Origin of the sequence: Streptomyces sp. NPDC047515, from assembly GCF_040643055.1 — a bacterium.
Classification (GTDB): domain Bacteria; phylum Actinomycetota; class Actinomycetes; order Streptomycetales; family Streptomycetaceae; genus Streptomyces.
This window is the reverse complement of the sequence record NZ_JBEYTM010000024.1, coordinates 1-14784: the sequence shown is the minus strand read 5'-3', so window position 1 is coordinate 14784 and position 14784 is coordinate 1. Positions and strand designations below refer to the sequence as shown.

Genomic DNA, 14784 nt, shown 5'->3' with positions numbered 1-14784 from the left:
CCAGCTAAGCACGGCCCTCCGAGGGGCCGACGACCTGGTCATGGCGGGAAGGTGACCGGTCAGCGTCCAACGGCGTACCCCTGCATGCCGCGCGGGTTCGCGGCCGCGGAGAGCACCCCCGTCTCCGGGTCGCGGGCCACGGCACACATCCGCCCCTCGGACCAGGGGACGCCCACGGTGACGTCGTGGCCGCGGCGGCGCAGCTCCGCGACGACCTCCGGGTCCATGCCCTCCTCGACGGTGACGCTGCCGGGCCGCATCCCGCGCGGGAAGAAGGAGCCGGGGAAGCTGTCGTTGTGCCAGTTCGGGGCGTCGATGGCGCCTTGGAGGTCGAGGCCGCCACGGACCTCGGCGCGCAGGGCGACCGCCAGGAAGAAGTGGACCTGCCACTGGTCCTGCTGGTCGCCGCCGGGGGTGCCGAAGGCCATGACCGGGACGCCGTCGCGCAGGGCGAGGGACGGGGTGAGGGTGGTGCGGGGGCGACGTCCGGGGGTGAGGGAGTTCGGCAGGCCCTCGTCGAGGCAGGCCATCTGGAGGCGGGTGCCGAGCGGGAAGCCGAGCTCCGGCACGACCGGGTTGGACTGCAGCCAGCCGCCGCTGGGGGTGGCGGAGACCATGTTGCCCCAGCGGTCGACCACGTCGACATGGCAGGTGTCGCCACGGGTCGTACCGTCTGCGTCGACGGTCGGCTCCCCGATTCCGGCACGGGTCTTCGTCACGGTCGGTTCCTCGACCCCGGAACCGTTCTGCGCCACCGCCGGTTCACCGACGCCCGCCGTCGGGATGTCCAGGGCGTCGAAACCGGCTGCGCCGGCGGCGACTGCGTGGGCGTGTCCGCTGAGGACGGGGGTGCGGCCGTCCGGGCTGCCGGGCCGCAGTTCGCGCGAGGCCCGGTCGGTGATGAGGGCGCGTCGTTCGGCGTTGTAGGGCTCGGAGAGCAGCGTGTCGAGGGGTACGTCGGCCGCGTCGCCGTACCAGGCCTCGCGGTCGGCCATCGCGAGCTTGCAGCCCTCGATGAGCAGGTGGACGTATTCGGCGGAGCCGTACCGCGGCAGTTCGGCGGGGAGGAGCGCGAGCTGCTGGAGGAAGGCGGGGCCCTGGCTCCAGCCGCCCGCCTTGGCGAGCGTCCAGCCGTTCCAGTCGTACGTGGCGGGCGCCTCGTAGGACGCGGACCAGTCGGCCAGGTCGGTGGCGGTGAGGGTGCCGGTGTGGCGGGAGCCGCTGGTGTCCATGGTGGGGCGGGCGGCCTGGCGGACCAGGGCCTCGGCGATGAAGCCCTCGCTCCAGATCTTTCGTGCGGCGTCGATCCGGGCGATGCGGTCCTCGCTGCCGGTCTCCTCCGCCTCGGCGATCAGCCGGCGCCAGGTGGCGGCGAGTGCGGGGTTGCGGAACAGCTCGCCCGGCTGCGGCGACCTGCCACCGGGCAGATAGACGTCGGCGGAGGACTGCCACTCGGTCTCGAAGAGTTCGCGGACGGTCTCGACGGTCCGACCGACCCGCTCGACGGGGGCATGGCCGTCCTCGGCGTACCCGATCGCGTACCGCAGCACCTGGGCGACGGACTTGGTGCCGTGGTCGCGCAGCAGCAGCATCCAGGCGTCGAAGGCACCCGGCACGGCTGCGGCGAGCGGTCCGGTGCCGGGGACCAGGTCGAGGCCGAGGGAGCGATAGTGGGCGACGGTGGCGCCCGCGGGGGCCGGACCCTGGCCGCACAGCACCCGCACCTCGCCGTCCTTCGGCGCCAGGATCATCGGCACCTCACCGGCCGGCCCGTTGAGATGGGGCTCGACGACATGCAGGACGAACCCGGCGGCGACGGCGGCGTCGTACGCGTTGCCGCCGTCCTCCAGGACGGCCATCGCGGACTGCGAGGCGAGCCAGTGGGTGGAGGACACCATGCCGAACGTGCCCTGGAGTGTGGGACGGGTGGTGAACATACGGCCTCTCACGTCGCTGTTTCCGCGCATCGTCCCGACCGGTCGACGCTCGAATTCGGCCCTGGGGAGAATCTGGGGAGTCGCCGGCCGCGAGCGGCGCCTGGTTCGAGCGGGGAGGGCGTCACAGGCGCGGACTGGGCAATCAGCCGTCTTCCGCCACCCGGAAGCCCAGACAGACGACGACGGTGTGATCATCGACCGGAGTGCCCGCACGGTCCCAGAAGCGCCGGTGCACATCGCACCAGGCCTCAAGAGACTCGTCGCCCTCGCCCTCGGCCCTGGCGTGTTCCCAGGTGACATCACCGAAGGGCTTCACCTCTACGCTGATGAACTCCAGGGTGGCGACGCACCGGCCCTCGTTGTCCAGGAGAGCCTGCCGCTCACCGACGTACTCCAGGCCCTCGGTCTCTTCGGCGTACTCGTCGAGCAGACAGGTCGTGGCGGTCTTGGCACCTGTCAGAACCAAGGAATTGAGCTCGTCCCGCATGTCACCGGGCAAGCCCAGTTCCAGCGCACGCATACCGTTGACTCGCGGCCACATCGTCTCGTCATCTCACTCGGTGCAGCCTTTCGGTCCACAGGCGGCATACGCGTGATCATATGCGTACTTCACCGGCGACCGGATCGAGCCGGCCCAGCGCCGCTGACCTTCTGGTCGCCGGGGTGCAGGCGGCCGGTGCCGTGGCCGCAGCGGCGGAAGCGGCCCGTTCCTTCAATGAGCCCCGCTTCCGGCGATCCGCCTGCTCAAGGCTCAGGCACAACGGAAGCAGACCACGCCCCGAGCTCCACCCTCGGCCTCGGCGCGACCAGCGACCCCGCCCAGCCTTCCCGAGGAGAAGGCCTCGGGGACTGCCCTCGGGTGGAGTTGTCTGCCGGGTCCGCCGAGGTGCGCCGTTGGGGAGAATGGGGACGGTTCAAAAACGGCGAGGTGGGAGACGAGTATGGCGGGCAACGGCGGTCCGGTGACACTGCGCGGGATCGCGGAACAGCTCGGGCTGCACATCTCGACAGTCTCCCGAGTCCTCAACGGCCCGTCCGGGGAGCGGGGCCGCGCGGCCTCGGGCGAGACTGCGCGACGGATCCGCGAGCTGGCCGACGAACTCGGCTACCGGCCCAACCCCCACGCCACCAGCCTGCGCACCCGGCGCAGCAACCTGGTCGGGGTGCTCTTCCCCCGGCTGTCAGAGATCGTGGTGGCCACTATTTACGAGGGTGTGGAGGAGGAGGCGACCATGCGGGGGCTCTCCACCTTCGTCACCAACACCCACGACGACCCCACCACCCAGCGCGAGCGGATCGGAATGGTCCTGGGTCGCCGGGTGGACGGCCTCATCATCGGCGACGCACACCTGGACGGGGCCGCACTGGCCGACCCTGCCCTGGACGGCACGCCCTTCGTGCTCGTCAACCGCCGCACGGACACCGGCCACCTGGCGGTCACCTGCGACGACCACCTGGGCGGGCGACTCGTGGCCGAGCACTTCCTGTCACTGGGCCACCGCCAGGTGGCCGTCATCGCGGGTGAACCCTTCGCCAGCACCGGCACCGACCGCACCACCGGCTTCACCGACCGCTACCGCGAGGCCGGCCTCCCCCTGTCCGCCCACTGGGTGCGGCACTGCCGCTTCGACACGGCCGGCGGGCACCGGGCCGCCGTCGAGTTGCTGAGCGGGTCCGACCGGCCGACCGCGATCTTCGCCGTCAACGACCTCGCGGCGATCGGCACCATCGGCGCCGCACGCGACCTGGGCCTGCGTCTGGGTGAAGACCTCGCGCTCGCCGGGTTCAACGACACGCCCCTCGCCGCCGAACTGCCCGTCCCGCTCACCAGCGTCCACTCCCCCATGGCCGAGCAGGGCAGACGCGCCATACGGCTGCTGCTCCGCCGCATCGCCGGCGAGCCCGTCGCCTCGGAGATGCTCAGGCCCGATCTCGTGGTGCGGGCCTCCACGGGCACGCCGATCGGGCCGAGTCTGCGCTGAGCAGGAAAACGTACAGCCACCCTGATCGCCCGTCAGTTCCGTCCCGTCCGAGCCCGGTGGGCGTCCTTGCCCAAACGATTGGCGCAAACGATTGGGTGGAGAATACTGGCCACTCGACACGCGTCCGGCTATGGCAACGGGAGTGGCTTGGTGAGGTGGTTCGGCAGGCGGCGTGAGGCGACATCGGATCCCTGCGCGGAACCCCGCCAGGAGTTCGTCGCATCGCTGCGGGAGGGCGGCAGAGCGGCTGAGCTGACGGGACACCAGCACAGCGCGGAGAAGGCCGCCGAACGCTACGCGGAACTGGTCGCGCAAGCGGAACGCGTCCTGGGACCGCAGGACACCGACACATTGGCGTTACGGCATCAACTGGCCCACTGGACCGGTGAGTCCGGACAACCGGAAGTCGCAGTGCGACTGTTCGCCCGGCTGTTGGCCGACCGGGAGCGGGTGCAGGGACCGTGCCGTCGGGATACCGAACTGGCCCGGCATCAACTGGCGGACTGGCACGGCCGGTCGGGCCGGTCCGAGGAGGCCGTGCGCCGCTACGAAGGCATGCGCCGGTCCGCCGAGCGGGAAAACCGCACCGAAATGGCACTCACCCTGCTGTGCGAGGTGGGCTACTGGCAGCAGAAGAGCGGCGACAACGCGGCTGCGCTGCGCGCGTTCTCCCAGATGTTGCAGACCGCCCAACAGGAGCTCGGCCCCGGCCACCAGCTCGTCAACGTCGCCCGTCAGCGCTACGCCGAGGTCGCCGGTGGGCTGCCGTTCGGCAACGAGGGCGGCCACGACGGGCTGCAGGACCTCCTCGCGACGGCCGCCGCGGTCGAAGCCGCAGGAGACTTCCAGCGCGCGGGCCGGATGTACGGGCAGATAGCCGCGCGGTGCGAGCAACTCCATGGGGCGGGCAGCTCGCATACCCTCTCCGCGCACGTCACGCAGGCGAAGGCGGCGGTAAAGGCGGAGGACTACGCGACGGCTGTCCACTGTTTCGGGAAGGTGCTCGCGTGCATAAAGCTTCAGGGCCAGGGGCCGGGTTCGCCGGAGTACGACATCCTCCGCGGGCAGCGCGACGAGCTTGCCCGGATGGCCGGGCGCACGGTGCTTCGCATCACGGAACAGACCGCGACACTGTTGGGCGAGGCGGTGCAGGCCGCGGCGGAGACGGCATGCGCAGTGCTGGCACGCGAGGCCGGTGCGTCTCACGCGACCTGCCTCGCGGTCGTGAACGACGGCTCAGTGAGGCTCAAGCGCGGCTGGGTGCGCGCCACCCACTGACACTGCGTCTGCGGGTGTCACACGCCATGCTCGGATGCGACCAGCCCGGCGGGGTGTCTCACGCCGAGCAGGTGGTGAACGATGTTGCTGTCCATCTCGGCGAGGGACACCCCACCGTGCGGGACGCCCGTACGCTGCTGGCGGTGCTGAAGTCGGCGGCCGCGGGGTGAGTCCGGGCGTGCGGGGCGTGGTCACGGTCGGGGTGCTGCGGTGTTCGGCTTCGCCGTCGAGGGCATCGACTTCAAGAGCAGCTGGATCCGCATCAACTGCCAGGTGCGGCCGGCAGGTCGGCGAGCCGGTCCACGTCGCCGCGGCTCTCCCGGCCTTCCGGCGGGCGGCGCCCCGGGCCACCGCGGGACGTGACGGCGAGCTCGTTCGACGTGTCGGCAGTCAGGCGGAGTTCAGATGGACGCCGATCTGCAGGAACGCCTGGACGAGCGGGGCGGGCGGCACCGCGGGGGACATGACCTGGGAGCCGAAGTGGACGACCACGAGTTCCAGGCGCGGCGAGACGAACAGCCGCTGGCCATGGATGCCGCTGGCCATGTAGGAGTCGTAGGGGTCGTTCAGGACCCACCACAGGTCGTGATAGGAGAGCGTGGCCGGTGAGTCCTCGGGCGCCGCCGGGAAGCGGACGCGGCGGGGATAGCCGTCCGGCACACCGCTCGTGATCGTCGTGGCGACGCGCTCCGGGATCACCTGCCGCCCTTCCAACGCCCCGCCGCAGCGCAGCATCTCGCCGATGCGGGCCACATCACGCGCTGTGGCGCTGAAGCCTCCGCAAGCGGCCTCGACGCCGTCGCTGTCCAGGACGTAGTACGCGTCCTCCTCCGCACCGAGCTTGGACCACAGGAGTTCGCCGAGCAGGGCCGAGGTGCTCAAGCCCGTTATCCGGCGCAGAACTTCGGCGAGCGCTTCGACATTGCCGTTCTCGTAGCAGAACTCGGTTCCCGGCGCCCCCGTGGGCCGGGCGGTCAGGAGGTGTTCGCGGATGCTGGTGGGGCCGGCGTAGCCGAACGGCCGCAGTTGCGGGGCGATGACCGCGAAGTACCGCTGGGCCTCGGTCGGCTTGTCGTAAGCGCGGCCCGCGTAGCTCACCTGGGTCCCCATGTGCAGCAGGTCATCCACCCGTGCCTCCCCGAAGGCCGTTCCGCCGAGTTCGGGGACGTACGCGGACGCCGTGGCCGTGCGGTCGAGCAGCCCCTCATGGGCGAGCGTCGCAGCCATGAGGCCGAGGTAGGACTTGGCCGCCGAGGCGTTGAAGTGGGGGGTGTGCGCCTCCGCCCCGTGCAGGTAGCGCTCGTAGACGACCGAGCCGCGGTGCATCACCAGCATGGCGTCCGTCTGGGCGGCCGCGAACAGCTCCGGCAGTTTGAGCGTGCCCGCGCCGGTGGTGAGCAGGTCGACCGCGTCGAGGTCTGACGGACTTTCCGGCAGGTGGCGGGCCGGCTCCCGCCCTCGCCACACACGGCGGCTCGGTGAGAGTTCACGCCCAGCGGAGGTGAAGCGGCGGATCCAGGTGGGATCCATGTAGCCGCGGGTCCACAAGAGATCACTCAGCGGGGTCGTCCCGGTCATGCGTACTCCTGTCCGAGCATTATTTTACGAGGTAATCGTTAACGTACATATTGTTCGGTTTCTTGAGCAAGGCCTGACGGAAGATCGCCTGAACATGCGCGAACCGTTGACCCGCGAGTGGGTCGATCGTTACCTTGCCGTATCACTTGATCGATACCAGACGGTCTGTACGAGACCGTACTGCCGATCACACCTTCAGCCGGGCGCACCCGCGCCCCGGGGGTGGTCCCGCCCCCACCGCCTCCGCCTCCGCACCCGTTCCTCCCCGAGCCGCAGGAGTGCCCCATGGTCAAGCCATCCCGGTCCGCCTCCCACCCGCAGACGGCGGGGCCGCCGGACGTTGATTTCGACCGTCGGCGCGCCTGGCTGATCACCGCGCTGATCGTGACGTTCATGGTCATGAACTACGCGGACAAGTCCGTCCTGGGGCTCGCCGCAGTGCCGATCATGAAGGACCTGGGCATCAGCAACAGCACCTACGGCGTGATCTCCAGCTCGTACTCCCTGCTGTTCAGCCTTTCCGGACTGATCGTCGGTCTCTTCTCCAGGCGAGTCACCAGCCGACTGCTGCTGTTCACCATGGCCGCGGTGTGGGCGGTGGCCCAGCTGCCGGTGCTGTTCGTGGCGACCGTGCCGGCGTTGGTGGCGGGGCGGGTGCTGCTGGGCGCGGCCGAGGGCCCGGCTGCGCCCATGTCCATGCACGCGCTGTACACGTGGTTCCCCGAGGACCGGCGAGGCCTGCCGTCGGCGCTGCAGATCAGCGGTGCCGCCCTGGGCACGCTGGTCGCCGCGCCGGTCGTGACGTGGCTGATCAGCGCGTTCGGCTGGCGCTCGGCCTTCGCGGCACTGGCGGCGGCGAGCGCGGCGTGGAGCCTGCTCTGGTGGAAGGCGGGGCACGACGGACCGTACGGCCAGGATCACCCTCCCGCGCATGGGCCCGGGGCCGGACAGACGGCGCGGGTGCCGTATCGCAGGCTGCTGGTGAACGGCACCGTGCTGGGAAGCATCGCCGGCGCCTTCGGCGCTTCCTGGGCGCTGGCGTTGAGTCAGGCGTGGCTGCCCGTCTACCTGCGCACACAGCTCGGTATGCCGCCGGGCGGAGCCGCCGCGCTCATCAGCGGCGTCTCGGCTCTCAGCTTCATCCTGCTCCTGGCGGTGTCCCCGCTGGTCGACGCGCTCAGCCGGCGCGGGCTGTCCAGCCGCTGGTCGCGCGGCGCCCCGCAGGGGATCGCCGTCGCCGTCGCAGGCCTGGCCATGGCGGTCTTCCCGTTCGTCCAGGCGCGGGCGCTGCTCCTGGTGCTCGTCGCGGTGGCGTTCGGTGCGCACTCCATTGCGTTCCCGCTCCACTACATGACGACGGCCGCCGTCACTCCGTCCGCGCAGCGCGGGGCAGTCTTCGGCATCGTCGCGGCGACCGGCACCTTGCCCGGGTTGATCGCGCCTTATCTGACCGGGCGTCTGCTGGACTCCGCTGCATCGCAGAGCGCGGGCTATACGCAGGCGTTCCTGCTGTCCGCGGCCGTGATGCTGATATCGGGTCTGATCGCCCTGGGCGCCATCCGCCCCGAGCGTGACGCGCGGCGACTGGGCCTTCCTACTGCCGCGGCCGGGCCCGCGGCTCAGTCGCCCCCATCGGCATGAGCAGGCAGCACACCCTGCGGAGAACCTGAGCGACGCCCTCAGGCCGGCGACTTGAAGCCACTGGCCCAGTACCGGCCGTGCAGAGCCAGGTCCAGCAGCATGCGGACCACCTCCTCGGCGGGGAGCGACGGGGTGTCCTGCTCCACCCACCAGCGCAGGACCGCTGTCTGCTCCCCGACCCAGACCCGGGCCAGCAGTTCGGGGTCGATGCGGGGCTGGACCGCGTTGCGTTCGGCGCGAGCGCGGAACTCCTCGGCCGTGGCCTGTGCGCAGGTGTCCACGAACATCTGCAGCGGCTTGCCGTCGCCCTCGCCGCGCAACAGGATCCGGTACAGATCGCGCTCCTCGCGCGCGTGCCGCAGCATCTCCAGGACCGGCTTGCCCGTGAAGCCGACCGCGCTGTCGGCGACCGCAGGTGCCAGGCGCTCCGACAGCTCGGTGAGGAGATCCGAGGTCACGCGCGCGAACAGGTCCTCCTTGTCGCGGAAGTGCGCGTAGAAGGTCGCCCGTGCGACGTCTGCCCGCTCGGTGATGTCCTCGACCGTCAGCGCGCTGAAGCCGCGCTCCAGAACCAGCTCCACCAGGGCCGCCCCCAGGGCGCGACGTGACCGCCTTGTCCTTCTGTCCTCGGCCACCGGCTCCTCCTCGATCGTCCCGCCGCATGCGCGCGCCCAGTCTAGGAGACCCCTTGACACCAGAGGGGTTACTGAACAAAGTGTCCATTACTAGTCTCCTTGTAAACCTCTTGTTCCGGCCCTCCGCCACCGCCACCCTCAGCCCCCTCCTTCCGCCCTGGAGTAGGACTTCATGAACCTCGGCATCTACCTCACGCGCAGTGCCCGCTACTGGCCCCAGACCTCGGCCCTCGTCTGCGGGGACCGCTCCTGGAGCTTCGCCGACCTCGACCAGGCCACGAGCCGCCTGGCCTCCGCACTCACCGCCCGAGGTCTGCGCCCCGGTGACGCCGTCGCCTCCCTGGCCTGGAACTGCGGCGAGCTCGTCGAGGTCGAATTCGCCCTGTACAAGGCGGGGTTGACGCGTGCACCGATCAACGCGCGCCTCGGGCGCGGCGAGATCGAGCACATCCTGCGCTACGCGCCCGTACGCGTCCTGGTCTACGACGCCGCTCACCGCGAGGACGCACTCGCCGCGATCGCCGCGGTCGGCACGGATTGTCTGCCCGTCCTGATGGACGACCCGCAGCACAGCACTCAAGGCATGGACTCGCGCGAGGTCCGCTACAGCGACCTGCTGGCCGAAGGCGACGCGACGCCGTTCCGCGTCGAGGTGGGCGAGGACGAGCCGTGCGTGCTCAACTTCACCTCCGGCTCCACCGGCGCGCTCAAAGCCGCCGTGCAGACGGTCGGCAACCGGCTCGCGAACATGCGCAAGCAACTGATGGCAGATGAGTCCCGCCCTCGGCCCGGCACCCGCTACCTCGCCTGCGGCCCGATCACCCACGCCACCGGAATGGGCCTGCTGGCCGGTGTGTTCGGCGGCTCGACGACGTACGTCCTGCCCACCTGGAGTCCGCAGGGCTTCCTGGAGACGGTCGAGAAGGAGCGCATCACCGCCACGTTCCTCGTGCCGGCCATGGTCACCATGGTGCTGGCGCAATCCGGTGCAGCCGATCACGACCTGTCCTCGCTGACGAGTGTGCGCGTCGGCGGGGCACCCATCTCACCCCAGCGCCTGCGCGACGCCGTGGAGTTCTTCGGACCCGTCGTCGCCCAGGGATACGGGCTGGGGGAGACCACCAGCGTGGTCGCGGGCCTGAGCAGCGAGGAGATCGCGCGCGCCGTACGCGAGGACCCCGAGCTGCTCCAGTCCTGCGGGCGCGCCTCGTACGACACCGAGATCCGGGTCGTCGACGAGGGCGGCCGCGAGCTGGGCGCGCGTGAGGTGGGCGAGATCATCGTGCGCGGCCCGGACTGTGTCCAGGAGTACTGGCGCGAACCCGAGCTGTCCGCGGAGAGCTTCCGCGACGGCTGGGTACACACCGGTGACCTGGCCTGGGTGCGCGAGGACGGCTACCTCTTCATCGTCGACCGCAAGAAGGACATGATCATCTCCGGCGGCTTCAACATCTACTGCACCGAGGTCGAGGCCGCCCTGTACGAACACCCCGCCGTCCGGGAGGCCTGCGTCGTCGGCGTGCCCGACGAGCAGTGGGGTGAGGCCGTCAAGGCGGTCGTCGTGCCGCACGTCGGCTCGGCCGTCGCCGCCGACGAACTGATCGCCTTCTGCGCCGGACGGCTGGACCGCTTCAAGAAGCCGCGCTCGATCGACTTCGTGACCGAGCTGCCCCACAACCGCAACGGCAAGCTCGACCGCAAGGCCGTCCGCGAACCGTTCTGGGCCGACGCCCCCCGCCGCGTCAACTGACCCCACCCACACCGCACCACCTCCCCAGGAGCTCCCCCGTGACATTCTCCCTCCGTCCCACGTACGACGACCCGCGCACCGCCGAACTCGTCGAGCGGCTGCGCGACTACCTCGACGGCGAACTCGCCGACCATGAGCGCGAACGCGGCTTCACCCACGCCGACCGTCTCACCCGGGCCGACCTCGAACCGGTCTGGCGCCGCAGCCGCGAACTCGGCTTCTACGGCATCCACCTGCCCAAGGAGTACGGCGGCCAGGACCTCAGCTACACCCAACTCGCCGCGCTCAAGGAGGAGATCGGCGCCAGCGGACGCGTCCTCGCACACAGCGTCCTGGGCGACATGGGCGGGCCGTTGCGCGCGGGCGATATTCTCAAGCACGCCACCGAGCACCAGCTCAAGGCGTACCTGCTGCCGTTGATCCGCGGCGAGCGGGCATGCTGCTTCTCCCTCACCGAGACCGACGCCGGCTCCGACGTCCGCTCCATGCGAACCGTCGCCGTGCGCGACGGCGACGGCTACCGGCTGACCGGGCACAAGGTGTTCTCCTCCGCCGGCCCCTTCGCCGACTTCGCGATCGTCGTCGCCCGCATGGCCGGTACCGGCGAGCAGGAAGGCGAGAAGCCGCAGTTCTCCGCCTTTCTCGTCGACCTCGACAGCCCCGGCTGTCGGGTCGAGGACGGCGCGACCCCCATGTCCGGCGAGCACATCGAGAGCGACATCGTCCTCACGGACTGCTACGTCCCCGCCGCCAATCTCCTCGGCGAGGAGGGCAAGGGCATGCGCATCGCGCTCGGGCGAGTGACCACGAACCGGCTGCTGCACTGCCCGACCGTTCTCGGCGCCACCCGCCGCGCCCTCGAACTGACCCTGCACCGCGCCCGGACCCGGACGGTCGCCGGCGGCCAGCCCCTGCTCATGCTGCAGGCCATCCAGCACAAGGTCGCCGACATGGCCACCGACTTCTACGCCGCACGCTCCATGACCTATGCCGCGCTGGCGGCCCTGGACGCGGGCCGCGAGGCGCACACCGAGGCGTTCATGTGCAAGCTGTTCGTCGCCGAATCCGCCTTCCGCATCCTCGACGAGGCCGTCCAGATCCACGGCAAGGAAGGCCTCACCCAGGGCAACGAGATCGAGTACCTCTTCCGCAAGATCCGCATGTTCCGGATCCTGACGGGCACCTCCGAGATCCAGCGCAACGGCATCGCCAAACTCCTGGCGTTCAACGCCTGACCCGCCACCCCGCACCACCGGAAGGCGCTCCTCCGTGACCCCACCCTCACCCGCCGCGGCCCCGCGCTGGTCCGCCCTCACCGGCAAGCGCATCCTCGACCTCTCCCGTCTTCTGCCCGGCCCGTACGCCACGTCACTGCTCGCCGACCTCGGCGCAGACGTGATCAAGGTCGAGGACCCGGTCGGCGGCGACCCAGTTCGTTACGCCCCACCCCTCTTCGACACCCTGAACCGCAACAAGCGGTCCATCGCACTCGACCTGCGCACCGAGGACGGCCGGAACACCTTCCTGCGCCTTGCCCGCACCGCCGACGCGGTCGTCGAGAGCTTCCGCCCCGGTGTCCTCGACCGCCTCGGCCTCGGCTTCGACACCCTCCATGAGATCAACCCGCGGCTGGTGCTGTGCTCCCTCACCGGCTACGGACAGACCGGCCCGTATGCCACGAAGCCCGGCCATGAACTCAACTTCCTCGGCCTGTCCGGCTTCTTCGCCGTCCCCGGCCGCCTCGACGGGACCATCACCCGCCCCGGCGTACGCATCGGCGACATGGCGGGCGCCATGCACGCCGCCCTCGCTCTCACCGCCGCTCTGGCCGGCGACGGCGAGGGACAGCACATCGACGTGTCCCTCAGCGAGTCCATCACGGCCTGGTGCTCTCTCTTCGCCCTCCCGCTGCTGGCGGTCGAAGATCCGCTGTCGGCCGGACTCGTGCAGGGCGACAACGACGTCTTCACCACCGCCGACGGCCGACTGCTGTCCCTGGCCACCTTCGAGGACAAGTTCTGGCGCCGCCTGCGCACCGAACTCGCCCCCGAATTCCCCGAACTGGACACGGGCGACTACGATATTCGGGCCGACCGCACAGCAGCCAAGGAGCAGGTGCACGCCGTCCTCCGGAAGGTCTTCGCCTCCCGCGACTACGACTGGTGGCACCAGCGCCTCACCGAGATCGACGCCCCCTGGGCGCCGGTCTTCACCCGCCCCGCCGAGCTCCTGAACGACCCGCACGCCACGGCACGCGACCTCTTCGCCGAACCACACGCAGGCAGCACAACCCCGCAGACCCGCTTCCCGGTTACGTTCAGCGCCGGCCTCGACACCTTCCGCCGCCCCGCGCCGGGCCTCGGCGAAGACACCCAGGATCTGCTCACCGAAGTGGACACGCCCGGCTGACACGTCACGGCGATGCGGTCGGCAAGGTACTCGACTGCGGGCAGGTGTGGGGGCACGGACGACCGGGCAACCGCCCACCGGAAAGCAGGAGTTCGGAGCACCCGCGCACAACAGAATTCGACGCCAGGGAAGTTCACCGCTTCGGGGCCCGCAGGCCGGACGGGCGGCGGCTCAGAACCAGTCGTCGCGCCGGGGTGGTTCGCAGAGCTCGAAGACGACCTCTCCCGCCTCCGGATCACCCTCGGCGACCGGGCGCACCCGCGCGCCGACCGACACCAGATGCGGCGCGGCGCCGACGACTCTGCAGCGGAACACAAAGCCTTCGGGGAGCCGCACGAGGGACTCATTGCGTGCCGCCTCCGTGTAGCGGTGCACAACACCGGACCTCACCACAACACCCACTCCGGCGCTGTGTTCGGGCTTCAGATCACTTGACGCGCACACCGGACACAGCAGCCTCCGGAAGGAGGCCGTGCCGCACCAGCGGCAGCGGTGGTAGTTCAGGCCGGTCTTCTCATGCACCGTCTGCACGGTGCCACTTGATGACTGGGACACGTTTCGACCCCCTGCGCTCGGCTCGGATGCGCCGCGGCTGCGCGTCGGCGCGTCCGCACCATAGGGCACTGAGTGTCGATACGTAAAGGCACTCAGTGCCAAATCGCGGTCCGCCCAGGCATCAGTCCTGGCCGATGGCGGACTCGATCTGCTGCACGACGCGCCACATCGGAGCGCCCTTCGCGGCAACCATGACCACCACGTCACTGTCGGACGACGGCATGGACGCGCCCGCGGCACCCGCACTCCCCCACACCTGGCGCACCAGCCCGAGGGCATGGTCCACCGCGGCCTCGGCGTCCCCCGCGCCGCCCGAACGCAGCCAGGTCCGCAGCCCGTTGTTGTGTGCGGCGACCACAGAGGCGGCTATCACCTCGGCGCGCAACGCACCGTCCCCCGACTCGCCGTACCGGCCGCGGAGATGACCGGCCAGCGTCTGCTCGTACCGGCGCACCACGGACAGTTCGTACGTGCGCAGTCCGGGCACTTCCCGGGTGAGCCGGTAGCGCTGGACGGAGAATTCCGGGTTGGCGGAGTACATCCGCAGCACGAGCCGGGCCGCGTCGCACACCGCGTCGACCGGATCCACGTCACCGACCGTCGCGAGGAACGCGGTCATGTCGGCGAGGCAGCGCTCGTGATCCGGGAATACCGCGTCCTCCTTGGAGGGGAAGTACCGGAAGAACGACCGGCGCCCGACCCCGGCCCGCGCCACGATGTCGTCCACCGTGGTCTGCTCGAAGCCCCGCTCCAGGAAGAGCTGGAAGGCCGCTTCGGCAAGCACCTCCCGCATGGGGGCCTTCTTCGGTGGTCTGCGTGCGTCAGTCATGCGGGGAACGTAGCACCGGAGGGCTCTTTTTGGCACCAGGTTCCTTTACAGAGGGTACTGAGTGCCATATGGTCGTTCCTACGAACCACACCCAGGTAGGAGAGCCGGCGTGAGCTTGAGGATCGTTGTCTGTGTGAAGTACGTGCCCGACGCCACGGGTGACCGGCATTTCGCCGATGATCTGACGTTG

12 protein-coding genes and 1 pseudogene are annotated in these 14784 nt (G+C 70.2%); 7 read left to right on the top strand and 6 right to left on the bottom strand.

Annotation, left to right across the window (positions count from 1 at the left end; genetic code table 11):
• Nucleotides 1-59: 59 nt before the first annotated feature.
• Together ABZ826_RS20635 and ABZ826_RS20630 are read right to left on the bottom strand one after the other, a co-directional pair.
• Nucleotides 60-1937: a gamma-glutamyltransferase gene (locus tag ABZ826_RS20635; RefSeq protein ID WP_361449971.1), complete on the bottom strand. Its 1878-nt coding sequence runs from the start codon at nucleotides 1935-1937 to the stop codon at nucleotides 60-62.
• Between the two features lie 142 nt (nucleotides 1938-2079).
• Nucleotides 2080-2457 (bottom strand): ASCH domain-containing protein, encoded by a 378-nt coding sequence (locus ABZ826_RS20630; protein ID WP_361449968.1) that lies wholly within the window; start codon nucleotides 2455-2457, stop codon nucleotides 2080-2082.
• Between the two features lie 421 nt (nucleotides 2458-2878).
• On the opposite strand from ABZ826_RS20630, the gene ABZ826_RS20625 reads away from it, so the two are divergent.
• Together ABZ826_RS20625 and ABZ826_RS20620 are read left to right on the top strand one after the other, a co-directional pair.
• A complete protein-coding gene (locus ABZ826_RS20625; RefSeq protein ID WP_361449965.1) occupies nucleotides 2879-3919 on the top strand; it encodes a substrate-binding domain-containing protein in 1041 nt (346 codons plus the stop codon).
• A gap of 150 nt (nucleotides 3920-4069) precedes the next feature.
• Nucleotides 4070-5197, top strand: a complete 1128-nt coding sequence (locus ABZ826_RS20620) for a tetratricopeptide repeat protein (RefSeq protein ID WP_361449962.1) — start codon at nucleotides 4070-4072, stop codon at nucleotides 5195-5197.
• A 390-nt stretch (nucleotides 5198-5587) separates the two neighbouring features.
• Here the strand turns inward: ABZ826_RS20620 and ABZ826_RS20615 are convergent, their stop codons facing one another.
• A complete protein-coding gene (locus tag ABZ826_RS20615; RefSeq protein WP_361449959.1) occupies nucleotides 5588-6775 on the bottom strand; it encodes a serine hydrolase in 1188 nt (395 codons plus the stop codon).
• A gap of 285 nt (nucleotides 6776-7060) precedes the next feature.
• On the opposite strand from ABZ826_RS20615, the gene ABZ826_RS20610 reads away from it, so the two are divergent.
• Entirely contained in the window at nucleotides 7061-8416 is a 1356-nt protein-coding gene (locus ABZ826_RS20610; RefSeq protein ID WP_361449956.1) for an MFS transporter, read from the top strand.
• A 38-nt stretch (nucleotides 8417-8454) separates the two neighbouring features.
• On the opposite strand, the gene ABZ826_RS20605 is transcribed toward ABZ826_RS20610, so the two are convergent.
• Nucleotides 8455-9051, bottom strand: a complete 597-nt coding sequence (locus tag ABZ826_RS20605) for a helix-turn-helix domain-containing protein (protein WP_361449953.1) — start codon at nucleotides 9049-9051, stop codon at nucleotides 8455-8457.
• 172 nt (nucleotides 9052-9223) lie between these two features.
• On the opposite strand from ABZ826_RS20605, the gene ABZ826_RS20600 reads away from it, so the two are divergent.
• The 3 genes from ABZ826_RS20600 to ABZ826_RS20590 are packed head-to-tail and all read left to right on the top strand — an operon-like array spanning nucleotide 9224 to nucleotide 13210.
• Nucleotides 9224-10801 carry an AMP-binding protein gene (locus ABZ826_RS20600; protein ID WP_361449950.1) on the top strand — a complete coding sequence of 526 codons (1578 nt, stop codon included), beginning with the start codon at nucleotides 9224-9226 and terminating at the stop codon, nucleotides 10799-10801.
• Between the two features lie 38 nt (nucleotides 10802-10839).
• Nucleotides 10840-12036, top strand: coding sequence for an acyl-CoA dehydrogenase (locus ABZ826_RS20595; RefSeq protein ID WP_361449947.1), 1197 nt, complete (start codon nucleotides 10840-10842; stop codon nucleotides 12034-12036).
• 34 nt (nucleotides 12037-12070) lie between these two features.
• Nucleotides 12071-13210, top strand: coding sequence for a CoA transferase (locus ABZ826_RS20590; protein ID WP_361449944.1), 1140 nt, complete (start codon nucleotides 12071-12073; stop codon nucleotides 13208-13210).
• A gap of 171 nt (nucleotides 13211-13381) precedes the next feature.
• Here the strand turns inward: ABZ826_RS20590 and ABZ826_RS20585 are convergent, their stop codons facing one another.
• Both ABZ826_RS20585 and ABZ826_RS20580 read right to left on the bottom strand, forming a co-directional pair.
• On the bottom strand, nucleotides 13382-13741 hold the full coding sequence (locus tag ABZ826_RS20585; RefSeq protein ID WP_361449941.1) for a hypothetical protein: 360 nt from the start codon (nucleotides 13739-13741) through the stop codon (nucleotides 13382-13384).
• A gap of 145 nt (nucleotides 13742-13886) precedes the next feature.
• A complete protein-coding gene (locus tag ABZ826_RS20580; RefSeq protein WP_361450209.1) occupies nucleotides 13887-14558 on the bottom strand; it encodes a TetR family transcriptional regulator in 672 nt (223 codons plus the stop codon).
• A gap of 145 nt (nucleotides 14559-14703) precedes the next feature.
• Between ABZ826_RS20580 and ABZ826_RS20575 the strand changes: the two are divergent.
• Nucleotides 14704-14784: pseudogene (locus ABZ826_RS20575) on the top strand (electron transfer flavoprotein subunit beta); the annotation flags it as partial.

Excerpts from the sequence above, each read along its gene's own strand:
- ABZ826_RS20635 (WP_361449971.1), bottom strand. The coding sequence starts at position 1,937 with ATGTTCACCACCCGTCCCACACTCCAGGGCACGTTCGGCATGGTGTCC.
- ABZ826_RS20630 (WP_361449968.1), bottom strand. The coding sequence starts at position 2,457 with ATGCGTGCGCTGGAACTGGGCTTGCCCGGTGACATGCGGGACGAGCTC.
- ABZ826_RS20625 (WP_361449965.1), top strand. The coding sequence starts at position 2,879 with ATGGCGGGCAACGGCGGTCCGGTGACACTGCGCGGGATCGCGGAACAG.
- ABZ826_RS20615 (WP_361449959.1), bottom strand. The coding sequence starts at position 6,775 with ATGACCGGGACGACCCCGCTGAGTGATCTCTTGTGGACCCGCGGCTAC.
- ABZ826_RS20610 (WP_361449956.1), top strand. The coding sequence starts at position 7,061 with ATGGTCAAGCCATCCCGGTCCGCCTCCCACCCGCAGACGGCGGGGCCG.
- ABZ826_RS20600 (WP_361449950.1), top strand. The coding sequence starts at position 9,224 with ATGAACCTCGGCATCTACCTCACGCGCAGTGCCCGCTACTGGCCCCAG.
- ABZ826_RS20580 (WP_361450209.1), bottom strand. The coding sequence starts at position 14,558 with ATGCGGGAGGTGCTTGCCGAAGCGGCCTTCCAGCTCTTCCTGGAGCGG.